Origin of the sequence: Kitasatospora sp. MAA19, from assembly GCF_029894125.1 — a bacterium.
In the GTDB taxonomy this organism is placed as follows: domain Bacteria; phylum Actinomycetota; class Actinomycetes; order Streptomycetales; family Streptomycetaceae; genus Kitasatospora.
The window spans coordinates 42,366-65,116 of sequence record NZ_JARXYZ010000037.1 but is presented as its reverse complement, the minus strand read 5'-3'; the positions used below and the strand labels follow the sequence as shown (position 1 = coordinate 65,116).

20 protein-coding genes and 1 pseudogene are annotated in these 22,751 nt (G+C 74.7%); 10 read left to right on the top strand and 11 right to left on the bottom strand.

The window, feature by feature from the left end; genetic code table 11:
• Position 1: 1 nt before the first annotated feature.
• Both P3T27_RS34805 and P3T27_RS34800 read right to left on the bottom strand, forming a co-directional pair.
• Entirely contained in the window at positions 2–877 is an 876-nt protein-coding gene (locus P3T27_RS34805; protein ID WP_280685291.1) for a hypothetical protein, read from the bottom strand.
• Between the two features lie 70 nt (positions 878–947).
• Complete coding sequence (locus P3T27_RS34800) at positions 948–2,480, bottom strand: hypothetical protein (protein ID WP_280685308.1); 1,533 nt, start codon at positions 2,478–2,480, stop codon at positions 948–950.
• Positions 2,481–2,692: 212 nt separating this feature from the next.
• On the opposite strand from P3T27_RS34800, the gene P3T27_RS34795 reads away from it, so the two are divergent.
• The 4 genes and pseudogenes from P3T27_RS34795 (at position 2,693) to P3T27_RS34780 (ending at position 6,415) form a co-directional block, all read left to right on the top strand.
• Positions 2,693–3,733, top strand: coding sequence for an IPT/TIG domain-containing protein (locus P3T27_RS34795; protein ID WP_280685290.1), 1,041 nt, complete (start codon positions 2,693–2,695; stop codon positions 3,731–3,733).
• A gap of 348 nt (positions 3,734–4,081) precedes the next feature.
• Positions 4,082–4,858, top strand: a complete 777-nt coding sequence (locus P3T27_RS34790; RefSeq protein WP_280685289.1) for a 5-oxoprolinase subunit PxpA — start codon at positions 4,082–4,084, stop codon at positions 4,856–4,858.
• 35 nt (positions 4,859–4,893) lie between these two features.
• Positions 4,894–5,482, top strand: a pseudogene (pxpB, locus tag P3T27_RS34785) (5-oxoprolinase subunit PxpB).
• 69 nt (positions 5,483–5,551) lie between these two features.
• Complete coding sequence (locus P3T27_RS34780; protein WP_280685288.1) at positions 5,552–6,415, top strand: biotin-dependent carboxyltransferase family protein; 864 nt, start codon at positions 5,552–5,554, stop codon at positions 6,413–6,415.
• A 41-nt stretch (positions 6,416–6,456) separates the two neighbouring features.
• On the opposite strand, the gene rox is transcribed toward P3T27_RS34780, so the two are convergent.
• The 3 genes from rox to P3T27_RS34765 all read right to left on the bottom strand — a co-directional run bounded on the left by rox (position 6,457) and on the right by P3T27_RS34765 (position 9,902).
• A complete protein-coding gene (gene rox / locus P3T27_RS34775; RefSeq protein WP_280685286.1) occupies positions 6,457–7,947 on the bottom strand; it encodes a rifampin monooxygenase in 1,491 nt (496 codons plus the stop codon).
• A 229-nt stretch (positions 7,948–8,176) separates the two neighbouring features.
• Positions 8,177–9,103: an aminoglycoside phosphotransferase family protein gene (locus tag P3T27_RS34770; RefSeq protein ID WP_280685285.1), complete on the bottom strand. Its 927-nt coding sequence runs from the start codon at positions 9,101–9,103 to the stop codon at positions 8,177–8,179.
• 31 nt (positions 9,104–9,134) lie between these two features.
• Positions 9,135–9,902: an alpha/beta hydrolase gene (locus P3T27_RS34765; protein ID WP_280685307.1), complete on the bottom strand. Its 768-nt coding sequence runs from the start codon at positions 9,900–9,902 to the stop codon at positions 9,135–9,137.
• 115 nt (positions 9,903–10,017) lie between these two features.
• Here P3T27_RS34765 and P3T27_RS34760 point away from each other — a divergent pair, with 115 nt between their 5' ends.
• The 3 genes from P3T27_RS34760 (at position 10,018) to P3T27_RS34750 (ending at position 12,392) form a co-directional block, all read left to right on the top strand.
• On the top strand, positions 10,018–10,554 hold the full coding sequence (locus P3T27_RS34760; RefSeq protein ID WP_280685284.1) for a PadR family transcriptional regulator: 537 nt from the start codon (positions 10,018–10,020) through the stop codon (positions 10,552–10,554).
• Positions 10,555–10,610: 56 nt separating this feature from the next.
• The gene (locus P3T27_RS34755) at positions 10,611–11,324 is read left to right on the top strand and encodes a class I SAM-dependent methyltransferase (protein WP_280685283.1); all 714 of its coding nucleotides are present in this window, start codon (positions 10,611–10,613) and stop codon (positions 11,322–11,324) included.
• 225 nt (positions 11,325–11,549) lie between these two features.
• Complete coding sequence (locus P3T27_RS34750; protein ID WP_348534183.1) at positions 11,550–12,392, top strand: undecaprenyl-diphosphate phosphatase; 843 nt, start codon at positions 11,550–11,552, stop codon at positions 12,390–12,392.
• Positions 12,393–12,494: 102 nt separating this feature from the next.
• Here the strand turns inward: P3T27_RS34750 and P3T27_RS34745 are convergent, their stop codons facing one another.
• A complete protein-coding gene (locus P3T27_RS34745) occupies positions 12,495–14,006 on the bottom strand; it encodes a HEAT repeat domain-containing protein (RefSeq protein ID WP_280685281.1) in 1,512 nt (503 codons plus the stop codon).
• A 282-nt stretch (positions 14,007–14,288) separates the two neighbouring features.
• Here P3T27_RS34745 and P3T27_RS34740 point away from each other — a divergent pair, with 282 nt between their 5' ends.
• A complete protein-coding gene (locus P3T27_RS34740; protein ID WP_280685280.1) occupies positions 14,289–14,810 on the top strand; it encodes a hypothetical protein in 522 nt (173 codons plus the stop codon).
• Positions 14,811–14,908: 98 nt separating this feature from the next.
• Here the strand turns inward: P3T27_RS34740 and P3T27_RS34735 are convergent, their stop codons facing one another.
• The gene (locus P3T27_RS34735) at positions 14,909–16,390 is read right to left on the bottom strand and encodes a hypothetical protein (protein ID WP_280685279.1); all 1,482 of its coding nucleotides are present in this window, start codon (positions 16,388–16,390) and stop codon (positions 14,909–14,911) included.
• A 474-nt stretch (positions 16,391–16,864) separates the two neighbouring features.
• Between P3T27_RS34735 and P3T27_RS34730 the strand changes: the two genes are divergently transcribed.
• The gene (locus P3T27_RS34730) at positions 16,865–18,079 is read left to right on the top strand and encodes an aminoglycoside phosphotransferase family protein (RefSeq protein WP_348534182.1); all 1,215 of its coding nucleotides are present in this window, start codon (positions 16,865–16,867) and stop codon (positions 18,077–18,079) included.
• Between the two features lie 88 nt (positions 18,080–18,167).
• On the opposite strand, the gene P3T27_RS34725 is transcribed toward P3T27_RS34730, so the two are convergent.
• The 3 genes from P3T27_RS34725 to P3T27_RS34715 form a co-directional block, all read right to left on the bottom strand.
• A complete protein-coding gene (locus P3T27_RS34725; protein ID WP_280685278.1) occupies positions 18,168–19,508 on the bottom strand; it encodes an acyl-CoA dehydrogenase family protein in 1,341 nt (446 codons plus the stop codon).
• 318 nt (positions 19,509–19,826) lie between these two features.
• Positions 19,827–20,321 (bottom strand): hypothetical protein, encoded by a 495-nt coding sequence (locus P3T27_RS34720; protein WP_063350170.1) that lies wholly within the window; start codon positions 20,319–20,321, stop codon positions 19,827–19,829.
• Positions 20,322–21,042: 721 nt separating this feature from the next.
• A complete protein-coding gene (locus P3T27_RS34715) occupies positions 21,043–21,282 on the bottom strand; it encodes a DUF397 domain-containing protein (protein ID WP_280685305.1) in 240 nt (79 codons plus the stop codon).
• A gap of 324 nt (positions 21,283–21,606) precedes the next feature.
• On the opposite strand from P3T27_RS34715, the gene P3T27_RS34710 reads away from it, so the two are divergent.
• Positions 21,607–22,143 carry a PTS fructose transporter subunit IIA gene (locus tag P3T27_RS34710; RefSeq protein ID WP_348534181.1) on the top strand — a complete coding sequence of 179 codons (537 nt, stop codon included), beginning with the start codon at positions 21,607–21,609 and terminating at the stop codon, positions 22,141–22,143.
• A 119-nt stretch (positions 22,144–22,262) separates the two neighbouring features.
• Here the strand turns inward: P3T27_RS34710 and P3T27_RS34705 are convergent, their stop codons facing one another.
• A complete protein-coding gene (locus P3T27_RS34705; protein ID WP_280685276.1) occupies positions 22,263–22,751 on the bottom strand; it encodes an NUDIX domain-containing protein in 489 nt (162 codons plus the stop codon).

The window sequence follows — 22,751 nt, the reverse complement described above, 5'->3', positions numbered from 1 at the left end:
GTCAGAGCGAGTGGAACGGCAGGCCGGCGTCGGCGACCAGTTCGTCGGCGGTGTCCGGCGGCAGCAGGCTGGCGGTGCCGTCGGAGACCGGGACGACGCCGAGGTCGAGCAGTTCGGCCATGGCGGCGCTGCCGGCCAGGTCGCGGACCTGGAGCTGGTAGCGGGCGGTGGTGCGGTAGGTGCCGCCGGAGTCGTCGGAGACCTTCTGCAGGAAGCCGGAGTCGACCAGGAACAGCACGGCCTTGGCGACGATGCCGATGGTGGAGCCGGAGAGCCGGCGGGCGTCCTTGGTGGCGCCGGTGGCGGTGCGCCGGGCCCACACCCGCCAGGCGGCCTCCAGGCCGGGGGCGTCGGACTGCGGGTCGGTGTTGGCGCCCTCGGCGTCGGCCTGCTCCTCCAGGCGGCGGCAGGCCTGGCGGACGAAGGCGTCGACGCCGTTGACGGTGATCCGGCCGAGGTAGCCGTCGTCGGCGAGGTCCTCGGGGCGGGGGAAGGCCATCGCGGCGACGGCGAGGTGGGCGAGGCCGTGCAGGAACCGGTCGGTGGACTCGGAGGCGGCGCGGCGCGAGTAGTCGCCCATCCGGACGGCGAACAGGGAGTCCTCGGCGGCCGCGACGGCCATGCCGGCACGCGGCGAGACCTCCAGGACGACCAGGCCCATGCCGGTGGCGACGGCGTCGGCGAGGCGGGCGAACGGCGGGTCCTCGCGGTGGCGGCGGACGAGTTCGGCGTACTCGGCGTCACGGGCCGGGAGCAGCTTGGCCTGGAGGCCGAAGGAGACCAGCCGGGCGGCGTCGGCGACGTCGGCCGGGGTGATCGGCGTGGGGGCCGGGGGTTCGGTCTCGGCCGCCCAGGACGTGTCGTGGTGGGTCGTCACGGGCGGTGCTCCTCGCGGGTGGTGCGGGCGGGTCGGGGGTTCTGGTGCGTCAACTGGGGTGCCTGGCCGCTCAGCCGGCGTCCTTGCGGTCCGCCGCCATGCCGACGGCGTCGAGCAGGGCGCTGCCGACGATGAGGTCGGCGCCGCCGAACTCCGGGTCGCGCAGCGGCGTTCCGTCGTCCACGGCGAACAGCAGCCGCTCCTCGCCCTGCCGGTAGGCGGTGCCGACCGGCGGACTGGCGGCGTGGACGGACAGCAGGGCGACCAGGTACGGCAGGTCCGGGTCCTGCTTGCGGGCGTCCGCGAGCAGGCCGGAGAGCCGGCGGGGGGCGTCGGCGGGCAGGTCGAGCAGGACCAGGGCGGCCTCCAGCTGCGCCTCGGAGAAGCGGCTGTCGTCCGGGGTGGCGACCAGGTCCGGGTCGGGCAGTTCGGCGCCGAGGTGCTCGCGCTCGACCGGCGGGGTGAGCAGCAGGTCGACCAGGTCGGCGACCCGGACCGAGACGGGGGTGCGCAGGCCGGCGCCGTGCGCGAAGAAGGCGCCGGTGGGGCGGACGGCCTGCTCTACCGGCAGCCGCAGCACGGGGGCGAGCAGCTGCCCGTACAGGTCGATGCCGCTGCGGGCACCGGGGGTGGCGAAGGCCTGCCGGTCCTGCTCGGCGCGGAACAGCGGGCCGGCCTCCAGCAGGCGGGTCTGCAGCTTCGTGTGGCGGCGGATGCAGTCCTTGACGATGTCGAGCAGCTCGGCGGCGCGGCGCTTGTGCTCCGCCCCTTCGGCCGTGTGGGGCTCGGCCTCGTCGCGGGCCTTGCGGATGTTGGTGAGAATCGCGTTCTCGTGCCGGTAGCGGTCGGCGATGTGGTCCAGCGCCTCGTCGATGAGGTCGGGGATGGCGCTCATCCAGTCGACGGCGCGGACGTTGCGCCGGGTGGCGTCGAGGGCGCGGCGCAGCGTCTCGGCGTACTGGACGGTGCGGTAGCGGGCCTGCTCGGCGGCGAGCTGGGCGTCGGCCAGGCGGCCGCGGCGGATCAGCACCTCCAGCTTGACCTCGGCGGCGATCTGGGCCGAGGTGACGTCGGTGTCGAGCGCGCCGACCAGGACGTTGACCGCCTCGTCGGTGGTGCGCAGGTAGACGCCGCCGTCGGGGCCGGGGACCTCCTCGATCAGCTTGAAGTCGTAGTCACGCCGGACGTACTCGCCGTCCGCGCCGAAGGTGCCGTAGACGGCGCGGAAGCCGCGGTCGACGCTGCCGACGTTGATCAGCGACTCCAGCACCCAGCGGGCGACCCGCTCGTGCTCGGCGGCGGGGCGGCCGACGGCCTGGGCGGCGACCCGGGGCAGCAGGCGGGCGAGCACTATGTCGCGGTCGGCCCCGGTGTCGAAGTCCATGTGGAGGGTGACCAGGTCGATCGCGGCGAGGCCGACCTCGGCCATCGCGTAGCCGCCGTACTCGCCGGCCAGGTTGACCTTGCGGTTGTCCAGGTCGTGCAGCGGCGCGGTGCAGGCCAGCGCCTTGAGCCGGCGGGCCAGGCCCTCGTCGGCGGCGGGGCCGGGCGCGGGCCTCGCGGCGGGCACGGCGGCGCCGGCGGTCGGCCGGAGGCCGGGCACGGTGGGCGGGTCAGCGATGGCGGTCACGGAGGACAAGATTAGAGGTTCGCACCGACATCGACCGAAACGGGCCTTGTGGGCGGACGGAACGGCAGGCCCGGGGGCGTGTCGGGGGTGAATTCAGAACGGGATTTCGACGAAATCCCGCCATTCCCGAACCGGTATTCGGAAAACCCGTGAAGACGACGCGCTGCTACCGTGATGATCGGCCTATGATCACTCGACTGGTCAAAGCGGGCGTCGCCGCGGCGCTGTCCGTGACCACCCTCGCCACCGGCGTCGCCGCCTCCGCAGCCGCTCCGGCCGACGTCCCCGCCGTTCAGGGGCAGCACGTGACCGCGAGCCTGAACGGCTTCCTGCCGAGCACCACCCCTCCCGGGCCGGGCAAGTTCTCGGTCGGCTGGACGTCCGCCGGCACGCAGGACCTCACCGGCCCGACCCACATCACCGTCGACCTGCCGCCGGGGCTCACCACCGACCTCGGCATGTTCTTCTCCACGCCGTACGACTACACCTTCACCGAGACCATCTCGCCCGACCACCGCCACCTGGACGCCGTCCTCATCGGCACCCGGAGGCCCGGGCGCTACGAGTTCATGAAGCTGACCGTGTACGGCGACCCCACCCGGCAGCCGACCGGGCAGATCGTCGCGACGGTCTCCAACCCGAACGACACCGATCCGACCGGCCACGTGACGGCCGTGTCGCTCGACGGGAGCACGCCGGCACCGGTCGTCCAGGCGCCGCCCGGGGTCGACGGCCTGGACACCACCACCGGCCCGGGCGCGGGCGGCACCGCGGTGACCGTCAGCGGCAGCAACCTGGCCCACGGCATGGTGCTGGTCGGCGGCGTCCCGGCGGTCGGTACGTGCACCGACACCGCCTGCACGGTGACCACGCCCGGCGGCTCGGGCAGCGCGCCCGTCTCCGTGGTGACGCCCGGCGGCACGGTCGCCGCGCCGACCACCTTCGACTACACGGGCGCCCCGCCCCCACCGCCGCCCGCGCCGACGGTCGGCAACCTGACCAACACCGGCGGCCCGACCGCCGGCGGCACCCAGGTGTACCTGCAGGGCGCCAACCTGACGTACGGAACGGTCGCGTTCGGCGGGGTGCCGGCCGCGCACGTCTCCTGCGGCCCGTCCTTCTGCTCGGCCACCGCGCCGGCGGCGGCCGGCCCCGGCCCGGTGGACGTCACGGTGACCACGGCGGGCGGCACCAGCGCCCCGGTGACCTACACCTACACGGCGTAGTCCGGCGGTTCCGATGCCCGGGTGCCCCGGCGCCCGGGCATCGGCGCGTCCGGCACGGCGTCCGCGGCCCGCCTCCGGGGGATTCCCCTTGCATGGCGGTTTATCGACATGTCGTTCGGAATCATCGGCGTCGTCCCGCTGCTGATCGTGCTGAAGGCACTGCGCCCGCTGGAACGTTCCTTCCCCGGACCAGTGGCCGCGAGCTGAATCGGGACCGCCCAGCGCCGCCCCAGGGCGTGCGACCAGGACTCTCGCGCCGCTGGGCCGTCCGGGGCCCGGGTCACGGACAACGGCCTTCATCCACAGGCCCTACCATCTGGCTCAACAGCTGCTGGGAGGCGGACGGGCGTGGCCGATGCGGTGATCGATCTCAATGCGGACCTCGGTGAGGGGTTCGGACGGTGGACGCTGACCGACGACGAGGCCCTGCTGTCCGTGGTGACCAGCGCCAACGTCGCCTGCGGCTTCCACGCGGGGGATCCGTCGACGATGCGCCGGGTCTGCGCGCTGGCCGCCGAGCGCGGCGTCCGGATCGGCGCCCAGGTCTCCTACCGCGACCTGGCCGGCTTCGGCCGCCGCGCGATGGACGTCCCCCCGGAGGAACTGGCCGACGAGATCGCATACCAGATCGGCGCCCTCCAGGTCTTCGCCCGCGCCGCCGGATCCCGGGTCTCCTACGTCAAACCGCACGGCGCCCTCTACAACCGGGTGGTCACCGACTCCGAGCAGGCCGAGGCCGTGGTGGCCGGCGTGCTGCGGGCCGGGGCGATCTCCGACGGTCCGCTGCCGGTGCTCGGACTGCCCGGCTCCCGGCTGCTCGCCGTCGCCGAGGGCGTCGGGCTGCCCGTGGTCAGCGAGGCCTTCGCCGACCGCGCGTACACCTGGGCCGGCACCCTCGTCCCGCGCCGCGACCCGGATGCCGTGGTGCACGACCCCGAATCGGTGATCACCCGCGCCGTCGGTATCGCCCGGGACGGCTCGGTGGAGGCCGTCGGCGGCGAACGGATCGACGTCGAGGCCCGCTCCCTGTGCGTCCACGGCGACACCCCCGGCGCCGCCCAGCTCGCCTGGCGGATCCGCGGCGCCCTCGCCTCCGCCGGGGTCCGGGTGGAGGCGTTCACGTGACGCCCGCCGCCGTCCGGCGCGTCGGCGAACGGGCGCTGCTGGCCGAACTCGACGACGACGCGCAGGTCACCGCGCTGTACGGGTGGCTGTGCGAGCGGCAGGCGCGCCAGGCGCTCGGCGCGGTGGAGGAGATCGTGCCGGCCGCGCGCACCGTGCTGCTGGACGGCGTCGCGGACGTCGACGCGGTGGCGGCGCTGCTGCGCACCGCCCGTCCGCCCGCGGCCACGGCGGCCGACGGGCCGCTGGTGGAGGTGCCGACGGTCTACGACGGCGCCGACCTCGCCGAGGTCGCCGCGCTGTGGGGGGGTGTCCGAGGAGGCGACCGTGCGGATCCACACCGGGCCCGAGTACGTGGTCGCCTTCTGCGGGTTCGCGCCCGGCTTCGGCTACCTCACGGGGCTGCCGCCCGCGTACGAGGTCCCGCGCCGGGCCACGCCGCGCAGCAGCGTCCCGGCCGGCTCCGTCGCCCTGGCCGGCCGCTACACCGGCGTCTACCCGCGCTCCTCCCCCGGCGGCTGGCAGCTCCTCGGACGCACCGGGCTCGCGCTCTGGGACACCGGCCGCGACCCGGCGGCACTGCTGGCGCCGGGGGTGCGGGTGCGGTTCACGGCGGAACGGGCGTAGCGGGGGTGCCGGTCGACCACGGGTGGCGCCCGGGACCACCGGCGCACGGCGGATGACGGGGTGGGGGCGTTGAGCGAGTTGCTGGTGGTGCGGCCCGGGCCGTTGACCACCGTCCAGGACCTCGGGCGGCGCGGCGTCGCCCACCTCGGGGTGCCCAGGGCCGGCGCGCTGGACGAACCGGCGCTGCGGGCGGCGAACCGGCTGGTCGGCAACGAACCGGGCGCCGCCGGTCTGGAGACCACGCTCGGCGGGGTCGCCCTGCGCGCCCTCGGGCCGGTGGTCGTCGCGGTCACCGGCGCGCCCTCGCCCGTACGGGTGGACGGACGGGCGGCCGCGTGGGGTGCGCCGGTCGCCGTGCCGGCCGGGGCGGTGGTCGAGATGGGCCCGGCGACCGCCGGGGTGCGCGGCTACCTGGCCGTCGCGGGCGCGATCGCCGTCCCGCCGGTGCTGGGCAGCCGCTCGGCCGACCTGCTCTCCGGGCTCGGCCCGGCCCCGCTCGTCGCCGGCGACCGGCTGCCGGTCGGCCCTCCCCCGCCCGACCGCCCCCGGCCCGACCTGGTGCCGCTGCCCGCGCCCCCGGTGGAACTGGTGCTGCGGCTGCGGCTCGGCCCGCACGCGGACTGGTTCGAGGCCTCGGCGCTCACCCGGCTGGCCCGTGACGCGTACCGGGTCTCCCCCGCCGGCAACCGGATCGGGCTGCGCACCGAGGGCCCGCCGGTCGCCCGCGCCCGGGTGGGTGAACTACCCAGCGAGGGCATGGTGTTGGGCGCGGTGCAGATCCCGCCGGACGGGCGGCCGGTGGTCTTCCTGGCCGACCACCCGACCACCGGCGGCTACCCGGTGATCGGCGTGGTCCCGACCGCCGATCTGGCAGCCGCCGCACAGGCGCGCCCGGGCACGCCGGTGCGCTTCGTGCTGCTGCGGGAGCGGTGAGCACCCGCGCGCTCGACCAAGGGCGGTCGGTGCCCGCGCGCTCAGCCGGTGGCGGCGCCGAACCACCGGGGCAGGCGGCTGAGCAGCTCCTGCTGGTCCTCGCCGACCCACGCCACGTGGCCGTCGGGGCGCAGCAGCACCGCGGGCACGTCCAACTCCTCGCTGACGTCGATGACATGGTCGACCCGGTCCGACCAGCCCGCCACCGAGAGCTTGCCGGTCTGGTCGAGCAGCAGCCCGCGGCCGCCGTGCATCAGCGGGTAGAGGCGCCCCCGCTTCAGTGCCACGTCCCGCAGCCGCCGGCCGAGCAGTTCGTGGTCCTCACCCTTGCCCTCGCTGTGTCCCTCGCCGAAGTCGTAGCGGACCGCGATCCCGGTGATCTTCTCGATCAGGTACCGGTTCACCTCCTCGAAGTCCATCAGCTCCGACAGCATCCGGCGCACCGCCTGGGCACCCGGTTCGAGGGACATCAACTGGATCTGCGCGCGGGTGTTGTCCAGCACGTCGGCGGCCACCGGGCGCCGTTCGGCCTGGTAGCTGTCCAGCAGCCCCTCCGGTGCCCAGCCGGCGACCTCGGCGGCCAGCTTCCAGCCGAGGTTGAACGCGTCCTGGACGCCGAGGTTGAGTCCCTGCCCGCCGGTCGGCGGGTGGATGTGCGCCGCGTCGCCGGCCAGCAGCACCCGGCCGACCCGGTAGCGCTCGGCCAGCCGGGTGGCGTCGCCGAACCGGGAGAGCCAGCGCGGTGAGTGCGCGCCGAAGTCGGTGCCGGCGTGCGCCCGCAGCTGGTGCGTGAACTCCTCCAGGGTCGGCACGGTCGTGCGGTCCTCGGCCACCCCTTCGGCGGGCACGACGACCCGGTACACCCCGTTCCCCTCGGGGATGGCGCCGAACCGCAGGTGGGTCCTGCGGACCTCGGCGACGACGGCGGCGATCGTCGCCGGGTCCTCGGTCAGCTCCATCACGCCCAGCAGCGTCTCGACCCTGGCGGGCTCGCCGGGGAAGCCCACCCCGAGCAGCTTGCGCACCGCGCTGCGGCCGCCGTCGCAACCGACGAGGTAGCGCGAGCGCAGCTGCGTACCTCCCCCGCCGGCTCCGCCCCCACTGGCGGGGGCGCTCCCACCGGCCAGCTCGACGGTCACCCCGTGGTCGTCCTGGCTCAGGCCGACCAGTTCGCAGCCGCGCCGGATCTCGGCGCCCAACTCGGTGGCGTGCTCGGCCAACAGGCGCTCGGTGACCTCCTGCGGGATGGACAGGACGTACGAGTGCGTGGTGTCCATCCGCTCCGGCCACGACGTGCCGAGGCCGGCGAAGAAGCCGCCGACCCGGAACTGCTCACCGAGCGGGAGGAACCGCTCCAGCAGGCCGCGTTGGTCCATCACCTCGATGCTGCGCACGTGCAGGCCGCGCGCCCGGGACTGCACGGGCGGCGCCGCCTCCTTCTCCAGCACGAGCACCTGAACGCCGTGCAGCCGCAACTCGCCGGCCAGCATCAACCCGGTCGGTCCAGCGCCGACGATGATCACGTCAATCATCACAAACCCCCATGTACGTCCGCACTTCCGGCTCAGGCCGGTCATTCTGCGGCACGACCGGGCCCTTGCCGCAAGCCCCCCGGTGCGCTATACGTTGAGAGTGGCAAGGAGTGGACGACCTCCTTGCCTTCGCTCTTCTCGCCGCCGCTCAGGCCGCCCGCTCAGGCCGCCCGAGCCGCGCCGCGCGCACCGCACTGATCAACGGCGCCCCTGATCCCGCGAGCCTCGTTCACCGCCCCGACAGCAGCTCCGCCACCGCCCGTTGCGCCGGGTCGAGCGCCGGTCCCCCGGCCTCCGCACCCCACACCGCGTTCTGCAGCACCCGGGCGAGCGTCCAGGCGGCCGCCACCTCGCGGTCCACGTCCAGCACCTCCACCAGGAGGTCGAACCGCCACCGCAGCGCCCGGGCGACGTCGCCGGTGGCCAGCACGTCGCCCCAGCGGTTGCGCAGTGCCGGGAGGAGTTCGAAGCCCGGGTGTCCGATGAGCGGCTTGGGGTCGATGGCGAGCCAGGGCGCGCGGCCGCAACCCTCGGGCGGGGCGAGGACGTTGCCGTAGTGCAGGTCCCAGTGCAGCAGCCGGTCTCCGGGCTCGGCCCGAACCTCACGCAGGGCGGCGGCACAGTCGGCGAGCAGGCGCCGCTCGGCCGGGTCGGCGAGGGCGGCGGCCGCCGGGGCCCGCGCGAGCAGACCGTCGGCGACATCCGCCAGTCGACGCAGCGGCTTACCCGCCACGACCTGACGCTCCGTCAACTTCCTCAACAGTCCCGCGAGGACGCGCAGCGCCGCCCGGTCGTCGGCGACGTCGAGCAGCGAACGCCCCGGGTCGAGGCGTTCCAGCAGCAGCGAGCCCGAGACGGGTTCGTGGTCGAGGAGCCGAACGGCGCCGCGCCCACCCCAGGCCCGGAGGGCGACGGGTTCGCCCGCCGTCTCCTCGTCCACCGGTTGGAGCTTGAGCGCCGCGGGCGTGCCGTCGGCGCGCCGTACGGGCAGCACCAGCGCGACGGCGCCGTGCGCCGGCGGGCCGTCCGGGCGCAGCTCCCAGCGGTCGAGCAACTCGCCTGCCAGGGCTGGGAGTCGGGCCGCCCAGCTGCGGCCGTCCGGGCCGAGGAAGCCCTCCAGAGAGGCGGCCAGCGCAGGCGGGACGTCGACAGGCATCGCGCGGGCTCCTCTCCGCCTCCCGCCCAGCCTACGACCCGTCCAGGGCGATCCCGGCCGCCGCCGCGAAGCCGTCGAGGTTGTCCAGCATGATGTTGTGCCCGCAGTCCGGGACGGCCGCCAGCCGTACGCCCGCCGCGCGGAGCCGGTCGGCGCCGCGGGGCTCGCCGTCCGCCGCCGGGTGCAGGAAGGTGCGCGGGAGGTCGAGGCCGAGCAGCAGTTCGCGCATCGTCGGCACCGTCGCCCGGGCCAGGTGGACGGCGCTGCGGTACAACGCCTCCGGGCCGGCCAGCCGCATCGTGGACCACCAGAACGGGCCGGCCCACTGCGCGACCTCGCTCCGACCGCCGGCCAGGAACTCCTGCTCGGTGAAGCTCGCGATGCCGCTGCTGCCGGGGCCACGGCCGGGGGTGATCGGGTCCAGGTTGGCGTCGACCAGGACGAGCCGCGCGACCAGCTCCGGGTGCCGGTGGGCGAGCACGACGGCGATCGCCCCGCCCATGCTGTGGCCGATCACCTCGACGCCGGCGAGCCCGGCCGCCGTCAGGGCCGCGGCGACGGCGTCGGCGTGCTCCTCCAGGGTGTACCCGAAGTCGGCGGGCCGGTCGCTGATCCCGAAGCCGAGCAGATCGAGCAGCAGCGAGCGGCGCCCGGCGAGCCTCGGGTGGGCGGCGGCGGCCGCGAAGTAGACGGGTGAGCTGGAGCCGAGGCCGTGCAGGTAGAGCCGGGCGGGCTCGGCACCGGGCAGTTCGACCCATCGGATCAGATCGCCGTTCGCAGTGACGGGGGCGTGGCGCAGCACGGGAACTCCTTCTCGACCAGGTGGCTGGGAACACCGAGACCATACCTCGCAATCGAGGTATCACGGAAGCGATATACCGACGATCCGAGGGACGATCTGCGAGAGTGGCCCCATGCTGAAGCTCGCGATCCTCGGATTCCTCTACGACCGCCCGCTGCACGGCTACCAGCTGCGCCGCCACCTCGCCGCGCTCACCGGGCACGTCCGCCCGATCAGCGACGGCACGCTCTACCCGGCGATCAAGCGCCTGGAGGCCGACGGCCTGCTGGTCCGCGAGACCGAGCCCGGCACCGCCGCCGCGCCCCGGCACACCCTCCACCTCACCGGGGCCGGCCGCACCGCACTGCTCGACCAACTGCGCGAACCCGAGCCACTGGACATCAGCGACGAGAACCGCTGGTTCACCCTGCTCGCCTTCCTGCGCCAGCTCGACGACCCCGCCGCCCAGGCCGTCGTGCTCCGCCGCCGTCTCGCCTTCCTCGCCGAGCCGGCCAGCTTCTTCTACGACGGCGACCGCCCGCTCGGCGCCGAGGAGTTCGCCGACCCGTTCCGGCGCGGCCTGCTGCTGATCGCCCGCGCCACCAGCGAGGCCGAACTCGCCTGGCTGCACGCCACCCTGGCCGAACTGGAGGGCGCACTGACGGACTGACCGAAACCCGCTCCGGCGCCTTCCCTCCCCACCCGACCCGTGTTCCGATGGCGCCCATGGGCAACGACACACACACCGACAGCACACGACGCGAGGGCCACGACGGCACGGGCCCGGGCCCGATCACCCCGGACGGCTGCGCCGTCGAGCTCTGGGCCCGGCTCCCCGTCGGCGATGCCCCGGACGTGATCGAGGCGGCGGTGCCGGCCGGCGCCACCATCCTCGAACTGGGCTGCGGCATCGGCCGGATGACGCACCCGCTGACCGACCGCGGCTTCACCGTGACGGCGGTGGACGAGTCCGCCGAGATGCTGGCCAGGGTGCGCGAGGACGTCCGCACCGTGCGCAGCCCGATCGAGCGGTTGGTCCTCGGCGAGCGCTTCGACGTCGTCCTGCTCGCCTCCTTCCTGGTGCACGCCGGCGACGAGACCGTCCGCCAGGGCCTGTTGGAGACCTGCCGCCGCCACGTCGCCGCGGACGGCTGCGTGCTGATGCAGCGCGAGGGCGAGGACTGGCACCTCAACGTGCCGCGCGAGAGCAGGCTCGGCGCCGACGGCGTGGCGCGCATCGTCTCCTCGACCCGGGTCGGGGACGGCGTGAACTCCGTCCACGCCGAGTACGAGTTCCCGGACGCCCGCTGGACGCACACCTTCCGGTCCCGGCCACTCACCACCGCCGCGTTCGAGCAGGCCCTGACGGACGCCGGTCTGACGGTCGAGAGCTACCTGACGGAGGACCGCACCTGGGTCCGCGCCCGGCCCACGCGCTGAATCACCGAAGGTCGGCGGGTCGCGGAAGGACCGGCGGGCAAAGCCGGGTCAAAGGGTGAACAAAGAATAGTCATCTTCACCCCGTACCATCGGCCGCGCGCCGGCCCGTGCGCGGCCCGAGGGCCGTGCGGGTCGCGGCACGCCCGCATGCCCGTACGCCCGTTCCGACCTGCGAGGACCGCACATGTACGACGACCTACGGATACCCCGGGTGGGTGTCTGGTGATCGGCTGGTTCCACGGGGCCGTCCTCGGCCTGATCCAGGGGCTCACCGAGTTCCTGCCCATCTCCTCCAGCGCCCACCTGCGGGTCTTCTCCGCCCTGCTGGGCTGGGACGACCCGGGCGCGGCCTTCACCGCCGTGACCCAGCTCGGCACCGAGACCGCGGTGCTGATCTACTTCCGCCGCGACATCGCCTCGATCGTGAAGACCTGGACGCTGTCGCTGTTCCGCCCGGCGCTGCGCTCGGCCCCGGACGCCCGGATGGGCTGGTTCGTGATCATCGGCACCCTGCCGATCGGCATCCTCGGCAAGCTGTTCCAGGACGGCATCGAGACCCACCTGCGCGATCTGCGGATCATCGGCACCACGCTGATCGTCTTCGGCCTGGTGCTGGCCTTCGCCGACCGCACCCGTGCGATCCGGCACGCCCGGCCGATCAGCGACCTGACCCTGCCGCACGCCGGCATCTACGGCCTCGCCCAGTCGCTGGCGCTGATCCCCGGGGTGTCCCGCTCCGGCGGCACGATCAGTGCGGGCCTGCTGCTCGGCTACAGCCGGGAGGCGGCGGCGCGCTACTCCTTCCTGCTGGCGATCCCGGCGGTACTCGCCTCAGGGGTGCTGGAGCTGTTCAAGATCGGCGAGGGCCCGGCACCGGCCTGGGGGCCGACCATCCTGGCCACCCTGATCGCCTTCGTGGTCGGTTACGCGGCGATCGCCTGGTTCCTCAAGTACATCTCGCACCACAGCTTTCTGCCGTTCGTGGTCTACCGGGTGCTGCTCGGCGTCCTGATCATCGGACTGGTGGCCGGCGGCGTCCTGGCCCCGGACGCGGGCGTCGCCAAGTAGAACCGCGTTTCAGAACGACCCCGCAACAGCAGTGGGCCGGGACACCCGAGGGGGTGTCCCGGCCCACCGTTCGCCGAGCAGGGGATCGTGGGGCGGACGGCCCTACCGCCCGAACTCCCGCGCGGCGGTCAGCCGCCCGCGGACGGCGGCGTGGACCTCGGCCTCCTCGGCCGGATCGGCGGCGAGTCGGCGCAGCCGCTCCAGCACACGGGCGTCGCCCGTGGTGGCGACGTGGCGCGCGGCGAGCTCGCGGGTGGACTCCTCGCAGTCCCAGAGGCACTCGACGGCGGGCCCCTCGGGGAAGTGCACGTCGGTCACGGCCAGCGCCCGGGCGGCGCGACCGCGCAGTTCGGAGGAGGCGGCCTCCCCGTAGATGTGGCGCAGCACGGGTACGGCGTCGGCGGCGACCAGCCGCCCCGCACCGTCGACCAGCGACCCGAGCCCGGTACCGCTGACCCCGCGGACGGAGATCCAGCGGCGCAGCCCGGCGACCACCAGCGGAGCGTCGGACGGCTCCCCCGCGTCGGCGAGCAGCTTGACGGCGGCCTCGCCGAGCGCGCTGTCCGCACCGCCGGTGGCCGGGTCGGCCCAGCGGCGGGCGTGCGTCAGGACCTCGGGGCCGCGCATCCGGCCGAGCAGTTCCAGGGCGGCGCGCACGATCCGGTCGTCCACGTCGACGGCGGCGGCCTCGATCAGCTCGGCGGCGGCCGGGTCGCGCTGGTCGACCAGGTAGCGCAGGGCGGCCCGGCGGGCACCGGGCAGGCCGCCGCGAGCGGCCTCCAGCACGGCGGGGCGGTCCTCGGGCCGGACCACGGCGGTCAGACACCTGGCGGCCGCGGCGGCGCGGCGGTCCACGGCGTCGGGTCCGGCCGGATCGGCGGTGTCCTGCGCGGGCTCGGGCCGGCCGTCGGGGCGGCCGAGGAAGGCGCCGACCCCGAGGGCGCCGAGGTCCCCCTGATCGGCCCAGGCCAGGACGTCGGCGGTGGACCAGCCCGGGGTGACGCCGCCGCGGTTGAGCTGGCGCTGCCACAGGTCGAAGGGGGACTGCTCGCTGGCCGCCGCCACCCTGGGGTGGTAGGCCGCCCACAGCCGCCAGGGCCGGGGCTCGTAGGCGTTGCGGATGAACTCGCGCAGCTCGGCGTCGCCCTCGGGGCCCGGCGCGAAGCGGTCCAGCACGGCGGTGCCGAGCAGCAGCAGGCCGCGGTCGTCGTCGCGCAGCGCGAGCTCGTCGAGGGCCCAGGCCCAGTTGGCGCCGGTGGCGGTGTACTCGCGCAGCATCAGCAGCGCGTCGCGCCGGCCGTACGCGGCGAGGTGGCCCAGGACGGAGAGGGCGAGGCCGGTGCGGTTCTCGTCGTCGCTGACGAGGTCCTCGGCGGAGTGGAGGTGGTCCTCGATGCCGTCGAGGGGGGCCTCCAGCTCCATGTAGAGGCGGGCGTAGTAGAGGGAGCGGCTCTCGACCTGCCAGTCGGCTCGCGGATCCCTGGTGACGCACTCCTCCAGCGCGGCGATGGCCTCGGTACGGTCGGCGGCCAGCGCGTGGAGCTGCCCGTCACCGCGGCCTCGCTGCAGGAGGCCGAGGAGGCTGGCACTGGGTGCTATCACTGGCTCGAACATGAGGTCAGCATCCGTTGCGGCGGTCGTAGTGGCAACGGGATTTCCGTCGCCGGGGTCTGTGGTCGGTACTGCGGTGGGCGCCCGGGCGCCGGAATCACCGAAGGTTACCGCCTCGGACCCCCGTCCGCACACAGGGCGACGAAGGCTCCTGCCACAGTGGCATATGCCACGGGTATTTTGCCTGCGATATGTCCAAATCGCCCGCAGGGGTGAGGGCGCTGTGCGACAGTCTTCTCACCACCGACGGCCCGTGCGCAGCGGGCCCTGAGCGATGGACCTGCCATGAACATGCCCTTGGCTCCCGCCCGCCCGCCGGACACCGCCACGGTGGACGGCGCCCCGGCGGGCGCGACGGACGACGGCGCCTGCGGCGAAACGGGCGGCGACGCCGACAGCGGAACGGACGGCAGAGTGGACGGCACGGCGCAGGAGCCGTCCAACCCCGGCCACGGACCGGGCGCCGGTGGCGATCTCGACAACGTCATCGGCTCAGCCGAATGGGACCTCCTCACCGACCGCGTCCACTGGGACGCGGAAACCTACCTGCTCCTCGGCTGCGACCCGGACAAGGGCCCGCTCAGCCTCGACCGGCTGCCCGACCGCCTCCCCGAGGCGGACCGGCCGGTGCTGCGCCGGATGATGACCGACGCCCTGGTGCACGGCCGCACCTCCGCCGGCACCCTGCGGATCCGCCGGACCGGCGCCCCGCACGCCGACGTCGAGTGCGCGGGCGAGCCCGTCCTCGGCGCGGACGGCACCGTCACCGCGCTGCGGATGCTGCTCCGGCCGGCGCCGCCGAACTGACCTGGGCCACCCCGGGCTCACCGGGCTCACCGGGCTCACCGGGCTCACCGGGCTCACGATTCCCGGCACCGCCGACGCACGACCGCGGGCCGGCCGTCTCAGGACCGCTTCGGCCGGTTCTTCGTGTCCGCCGTCCGCAGCTCCCGCCCCAGCTCGGCCCGCAGCTCGTCCACCACCGGTAGCCCCCGGTAGCGCACGGTCAGCCGGTACATCTCGCGCAGCCGGTCCCAGGTCCGGTGCGAGGAGTTCTGGCCGATCAGGTTCATCACCATCTTCGCCTGGAACTCCGCCGCGTCCGGCTCGCCGGTCAGCCAGTGCACCGAGGCCAGGGTGATCCGGTCGAACAGCGCCGAGCGCAACTGCCCGGTGCCCTCCCGCAGGGTGATCACCCGCTCCGCGTGCCGCTGCGCCTGCGGGGCCGCCGACGGGTCGTGCTCGGCGAGCGTGCGCAGCACCAGCGCCTGCATGCCGCGCAGTTCGGCCTCGTCGAACACCTGCATCCAGGACGGCGGCGGCTCCGGCACCCCCTCGGCGAACAGCTCCTCGGCCTCCCCGAGCAGCCGCCAGGTGTCCTGGGAGTGCCCGATCGAGGCATGCGCCCAGGCCTCGACGGTGTTCAGCATCGCGCGCGTTCTCGGCAGCACCCGGCCGCCCGCCGCCTTGGCCGCCGACATCAGGTCGATCGCGTCGTCGGCCCGGCCCAGGTGGACCATCTGCCGCGCGGCCCGGGAGATCGCCTCGCCGGCCCGCGGCCGGTCGCCGGCCTCCTTGGCCGACTCCGCCGCGATCATGAAGTACCGCTGGGCGGTGGGCTCCAGGCCCACGTCGTGCGACATCCAGCCCGCCAGCACCGCCAGGTTGGCCGCGACCAGCCACAGCCGCTGCTCCACCACGGGCGCGTGCCGGTGCGTCAGCAGCCCGCCGACCTCGTTGAGTTGACCGACCACCGCCTTGCGCTGGAGTCCGCCGCCGCGCGCCGCGTCCCAGGCGCGGAACACCTGCACCGAGCGCTCCAGCGCCTCCACCTCGTCGAGCCCCACCGGGCCCGCGTCGTACACGTCCACCACCGGGCGCGCCCCGCCCTGGGTGATCACCTGGCGCGGCCCGGGGACGGAGGCCGCGTACGCGACCGCGTCCCCCCCGAGCCAGCCCTTCAACGAATCGGCGATGACCGTTCCGGCCGTGAGCGCGGCGCCCGCGCCCACCAATCCACGTCGGTTCAGCATGAGGTCCATTCCCGTGAACTCGGTGAGGACCGCGGCCGTTCGATCCGGCGACCATGGCACTGCTGCGGACGGCGCCGCTCCGGACCTGGTGGGCCGGTGTCGTTCCAGACCGAGGTCCTCAGTGGTGACGACACGGCCGAGCCGCTCCGTGAACACGGCCGCCAGCACCCTCGGGACCGGATCGCGGGGGATCTCCCCCTGCTCGATCCAACGCCGTACCCTCGACGTGTCGGTGGACAGCTGCTGCTGACCCATCGCGGCACCCCGACGGTTGACCAGCCGCGCGAGTTCGCCCTTCGACCATCCGGTCAGGACGAACAAATCAGCGAGTCGGGTGTTGGGTTCCCTGCTCAACGAAGCCCCCAGGTTCCTCGGCTGCTTCGAGGCTAGAGGCTCCGGCAAGTGCCAGGCGAGCATTCGCCACCGTTCGCCAGGGCCCGCCAGACTACTAAGCCAGTGCGCGGTGGGTGTGTTGTAGGGGTGCGCCACCTCGCCCCCGGGTCGGGCGGCGTCCCACCAGCGTCGGGGCATTCCCCCGACCGTGGCACGGGACGCTCCCGGTCCTCACCCGAGGGGGTGGCGCGGCCGGGTGGCGCGGGGGCGCCGGGCACGGCCACGGCAGTCCGGCCGACCGTACTCCCCAGGGTGCGGAAGGCTGGAGCACCGCCGTCGACAGGGTCCTCTCGACCCCGCGTCCGTGCCCGGCGCCCGCGCACCACCCACCGCACCGAGCCAGGGTCGCCGTCACGCCAGGAAGCACGCGGCACCGGCCCTCCCCGCACCGCGGGGCGCACCCGCCGACGGACTGAAAGGGACCACCCTCACCCCATGTACTCCTCAGCGACGACCCCCACGCCCACCGCGACCCGCTCCGCGCTGCGCCCCCCCACCGCAGCCGCCGGCCGTCCCGGCCCGAAGCAGGTGCCCCCGTCGAGCCGCCCGGTGGCTCCGCACGGCACCGACGGCCGGTCCACGGACGCCCGGGTCCCGGCCGGCCGTACGGCGCTGGGGCTGCGCGGCCCCGAGTCGGCCCCGCCCGTCGGCGGCCGACTGCCGCTGGCCCGGCAGGCCGACGGCCGGGTGCTGCGCCAGCCGCACCGGCCCGGCCAGGTCGGCGGCCCCGAGCGGATCGACCCGTCGGCGCTGCAGACCCCGGCCGTACGGGCCGCGCTGGCGAGCGTCGCGCGGATATGTCCCGCGTTCACCCCGCGCCAGGTGCTGCGCGAGGGCAGCCGCCACATCCTGGTGGCGGGCACCATCGGGCGGGCCCCGGTGGTCGCCAAGTGCCTGGCGCCGCAGGCGGTGCGGAGTGGGCACTTCGAGCAGCTGGTGGCCGACTTCCACCACGAGGTCGCGGTCTACCGGGCGTTCGTCCGGCACCGCCCGCCGGTGCGGCTGCCCCGGCTGGTCGCCGCCGACCACGACCGCTGCGTGCTCGTCATGGAGCGCGTGCCCGGCCGGCCGGCCGCGCGGGAGCGCCACCCGGTCAACGCGCCCACCCCGGGCGAGGTGCGGGCGCTGCTGACGGCCGTCCGCACGCTCAACCTGTGGCGGCCGCCGACCGACGTGTTCCAGCCGCGCATGGACTACCCGATGGAGATCGCCCGCTACCACTCGGTGGGCCAGCTCACCGACCGGGACGCCGGCGACCTGCGCGGCCTGCTGCACGGCCTCGGCCACACCCCGCTGCAGCTCTGCCACGGCGACGCCCTACTCAGCAACATGCTGCTGGCGCCGTCCGGCCCGGTGCTGGTCGACTGGGAGCAGGCCGGCTGGTACCTGCCCGGCTACGACCTGGCGGTGCTGTGGAGCGTGCTGTCCGGCGACACCGCGGCACGCCGCCAGATCAGCCAACTCGCCCAGAGCGGCGGCACGCTGGCCCGGGACGCGTTCCTGGTCAACCTCGTGCTGGTGCTGATGCGGGAGATCCGGCTGTACGACGTGCCGGGCGCCGGCGAGGAGCAGCGGATCATGATCCGCCGGCTCTACGACGACGCCGCGCTCGCCCGCCGGGCCGTCCGGGCCGCGGTCGGCACCCGCTGACCGGCCTGGGCTTGGCTGAACAATTCCCGCCGCGCGCGACGCGGATAGTTCAGCCAAGCCCTCAGGGCCCGGACCGGCCCTGGTCGCCCTACGGCCGGCCGCCGCGTTCCAGGGCGGCCCGGCCCGCGGCCTCCAGGACGGCCTCGTCCGGGGCGAGGTGCACCCGGCTGCTCAGCACGTCCCGCAGGTAGCGCTCCAGCGGGTGACGTCGGCTCAGGCCGGGATTGCCGGTGAGCGACACGGCCTGCTGGACGGCCGCCGTCGCGGCCCGGGTGGCCAGCAGGTGGGCCGGTCCGGTCCGGGCGACCGCGTCCGGCTCACCCCGGTCCACCCGGGGGGCCAGCCCCTCGACCAGTTCCTCGGCGCCGATCAGCTGGGCCTCGATCTCGCCGAGGGCGCAGCGGTAGCGGGGCAGGGTGCCGAGCGGCTCGGTCAGATTGGCCGGAGTGCGCTGGTTGAGGAAGCGGACCAGCCAGGACTGGGCGGCGCGGGCGACTCCGATCGCCACCGCGGAGAGCGCCAGATCGTGCCAGGCGAGGGAGAGTTCGGCGGCCCCGGCCGCCGGGCCGGCGGAACCCGCCGCTCCACCGGGCGCGGTGAGGCCGAGCGCGAGATCGGCCGGTACCCGGACCTGCTCCAGCAGGACGTCGTGGCTGGCGCTGGCCCGCAGGCCGAGCTGGTCCCAGGTCGGGTCGATCTCCAGGCCCTCGCTCTCGCCGCGGACCAGGAAGGTCCCGACCCGCGGCTCCGGCTCGTCGGTCCGCGCGGTCACCGCCATCCAGGCCAGCGCCTCGGCGCCGGTGCAGTACGTCTTCCGGCCCGTCAGCAGCCAGCCGTCGCCGTCCCGTCGGGCCACCGTCCCGGGCAGCGCGCCGGGGCGGCCCCCGGGCTCCGCGCGCAGCGTGTTGACCAGGGCCGGTCCGCGCCGGGACTCGGTGAGCAGGCGCCGGTAGCCGGCCGTCGGCCAGGCGCCGCGGCGGCCCTGCTCGGCGTGCTGGAGCAGCGTGAAGGCGGTGACCACGGCCACCGAGGCATCCCCGCGCCCGAGTTGGGCCAGCACCCGGACGGTGTCGGCGAGCGTGCCGCCGGGGCCGCCGTACCGCTGGGAGACGGTCAGGGTGAGCAGGCCGGCCTCGTGCACCGCCTCGATGCCCTGGTACGGGAAGGTGGCGTCACGGTCGTGCTCCTCGGCGCGGGCGGAGAGCAGGTCGACCACCCGGGGCAGCCCGGCGAGGGCGTCGGCGACCGCCGAGCGGTCGGGCGCGGTGTGGCCGGAAGCGGTGTGGCCGGAAGCGGTGTGGCCGGAAGCGGTGTGGCCGGAAGCCGACGCCGCCCCGGTGGCCGAGGGCGGGGTGGCCGGTGGCTCGGTGGTCTGGGACGCGGCGGACGGGCGGTCCGCGGGCGAACGGTCGGCAGCGGTGGTCGTCATGGTGCTGGGGCCTCCGGGCGGCAGCGTGGGCTCGGCGAATGCGGGCGGCACGCCGGACGGGCGCGCGGTACCGGCTCGGCGGCTCCGGAGGTCGGTTCACGGCCCGCCCCCGGGTTCGGAGCCGGCCACGAACAACCGGCCGCCCGCCGCCTCGGGGACGAATCCCCTCAGTGGCCCGGACACACCGCGCTGGCGGTGCGCCGCAGGTCCAGGTAGCTGCGGCGGGTCAGCAGCGGGAGACGGCACGACATGTTCGCGACTGTACGAACCTGTGATCGAAGCCGTCAAGCAGCGTCCGGGCCCCGGTCGGGGCGCCGGTCAGCCCTGCTGGAACATGTCGGCCGGGAGCGGCTTCAACAGCTGATACAGGTCGTCCGAAATCGGTCGGTCCCAGGACGCGATGGTGACCTGGACGCCGTCGCTGCGCCCGAACTGCGCGCAGAACACCCGCTCCTCGCTGACCTTGACCTTCTTCACGATCAGCAGGTCGTCCCCGAGCATCACCGGGAAGTCCTCGGCCGAGACGAAGTCGACCGGCTCGTCGTTCTCCAGCGCCGCGAGCAGCTGCCGCACCTCGAAGGGCACGCTGTCGCCGGTCTCCCGGGCGGGCGAGCCCTCGGGGAGGTTGCCGATGAACATCGCCGGGCCTCTGCCGCCGAACAGGTCGTAGCGCAGGAAAATCCCCTGGCAGGAGCCGTCCGGGCCGGTCATCATGGCCGCACCGAAGTCGCCGGGCCAGTCGCCCGGGTCCATCGCGAGCACGTCGAAGTCCGGGCCGGCGGGCTGTCCGGAGCGACGGCGGAGAAAAGACATGGGAACATCGTACGTGTCCGGCACACCGCGCTCGCGAGGTGGGTGGGGCACCGGCGGGAGATCGACGCTCAGAGACCAATGTTGACTCTGAGCAACCGTCCGGGCTACGTTCGGTTCTGCACGACAGCCGTTCTGGGTTTCACCCTCCGGGGGGACGGCATGTCGCAACGCGGCCCTACACGCGTTTCCCTCACTGTGCACATTGTCGTGCCGAACTGCCGAGCACCCAGCTTCGTCGTCGCACACAGCACAGCACACAAGCCAACAGTTCCATGCACCACAAGCCAGATCCGCGGGGCCCCGGCCCGTCGCTCCCGTGGATCTTGCCCGGGACGCCGCCGCGTGGGGGCGTGCGGGTCCCGAGCAAACGGTGTCGTCGTCGAGTCGCTCTCGGCGTCGACGCCAGCCTCCCGGCGACTGCCGGCCCCTCGTGGGCCGGGACCGGCCGACGCACCCCCGGTGCGCAGGGGATGACTGGGAGGATGGCCTGGCAACGCTGCCGGGCCGCACAGCAGGCGCCGTGTCTGGCCGCGTGGGGGCGGTGGGCACGGCGTCTGCCTGTGCTCATACTCTGAGCTGCGTTTGTCTAACAGTCAACAGAAATTCTGACGGGGCACGCTCAATAGATCATCAGTTGTGATGTTCGGGGCCGAAATCGACCGCGGAGCGGGCCCCGTACCACTGGGGCCCGCTCCGCGGTCGTGCGACGATGGCTCGCGGCTCAGGTGAGGTCGAACTCGCCGTCCCGGGCGCCGAGCACGAAGGCCCGCCACTCCCCCGGCGTGAACACCAGGACCGGGCCGTCCTCCTGGCGACCGTCCCGCATCCCGATGTACCCGTCCACGAACGCGATCTGGACGTCCCCGACGCCCTGGCTGCTGCACAGCCACTTCGCCCCGGTGAAGTCCACCTTCGGCTTCCCGCTCGGCGCCAGTTCAGGCTGTGCGCCGCCCGCTTCCACGTCGATCCCGCTGTTGACTGCCACTACCCGGTCTCCTCCCGACGGCGTTCCCGGCCCAGCCTAGCCACACCCGCCCGCCCCGGTCAGCGGGTTGACGAGGACTCCATCAGCCGGGCACCGACGCCGCCGCGGGCCCGCTCGACGCGTGTCCCGCCGGTCGGAGGCCGCAGGAGCTGCCAGAGTGCATGGCAGCGTGCGGGAATGCCTCCGCCGACCGTACGCGGGCCCTCGGCGGCCCGCACCGGCCCGTGCCGACCCCGACCGCCGCTGCCCCGCCCACCGACCACCCGTCAACCGCCCACCACCGCCCACAGGGAGCAGCCGATGAGCCGCCGGGACGGCACCCGCGCCGATGTCATCCCCATCTCCGACGCGCCCTCGGCCCACCCCCCGGCGCCCCGCACGCCACCCGCGCCCGCCACCCTGCCCCGGCCGTCCTCCGGCCGGCCCGCCGCGCACGGCCGGGTCGGGGTCGTCCTGGTGTCGCACAGCCAGGAACTGGCCACCGCCGTCCGCACCCTGGCACTCGCACTGACCGGATCCGACTCCCCCGCCCCGATCGCCGCGACCGGCGGGGAGCCGGCCGGCCCGGGCATCAGCGCGGTGCTGGTGGCCGCCGCCACCCGCCGGGTCGACCAGGGCCACGGGGTGGTGGTGATCGCCGACCTGGGCAGCGCCGTCACCACCGTGCGCGCCCTGCTGTCCGACGCCGACGAGCACGGCCTCCCGTTCCCGGTCCGGTTCGCGAACGCGCCGTTCGTCGAGGGCGCGGTGGCCGCCGCCGCCACCGCCACCGCGGGTGGCGACCTCGCCGCCGTACTGGACGCCGCGGAGGAGGCCTACCGGCAGTACAAGGGCTGAGCGGGCCGTGCCACGGTTTCCGCCCACGCGGGGTGACCGGACGGCTACCATCGGCACAGGCCCGGGCTCCCGGCCCGCCCGGGGCGGGGAGGCGAGCATGCGGACGGTCCGTCACACGGTCAGGGGCGCTCCTTGCCCTCCCAGGCGAAGACCGCCGGGCCCTCGCACTCCAGTGCGTGGCGCAGCCGCTCGTGCTCGACCTCGATCATCGGCGGCAGCCCGTCCAGCGGGAACCAGCCGACCTCCAGCGACTCGTCGTCGTTCACCCTCGCCTCGCCGCCGACCGCCCGGCAGCGGAAGGTCAGCACCAGGTACTGCGTCACGTCGCCGTTCGGGTAGGTGACCTGCGGCGAGACGGTGGCCGAGACGAGCAGCTCGGGCACGACCACCACCCCGGTCTCCTCCAGGCACTCGCGCACCACGGCGTCGGCGGGCTGCTCACCGGGGTCGAGGATGCCGCCCACCGGCGCCCACCGCCCGTCGTCGGCCCGTCGGGCCAGCAGGACCCGGTCGTGGTCGTCCAGCACGACGGCGACGACGGCGCTCAGCCAGAGCGGACGGGTGCCCACCAGGGCGCGGAGTTCGGCGAGGAACGCGGGAATGGCCAT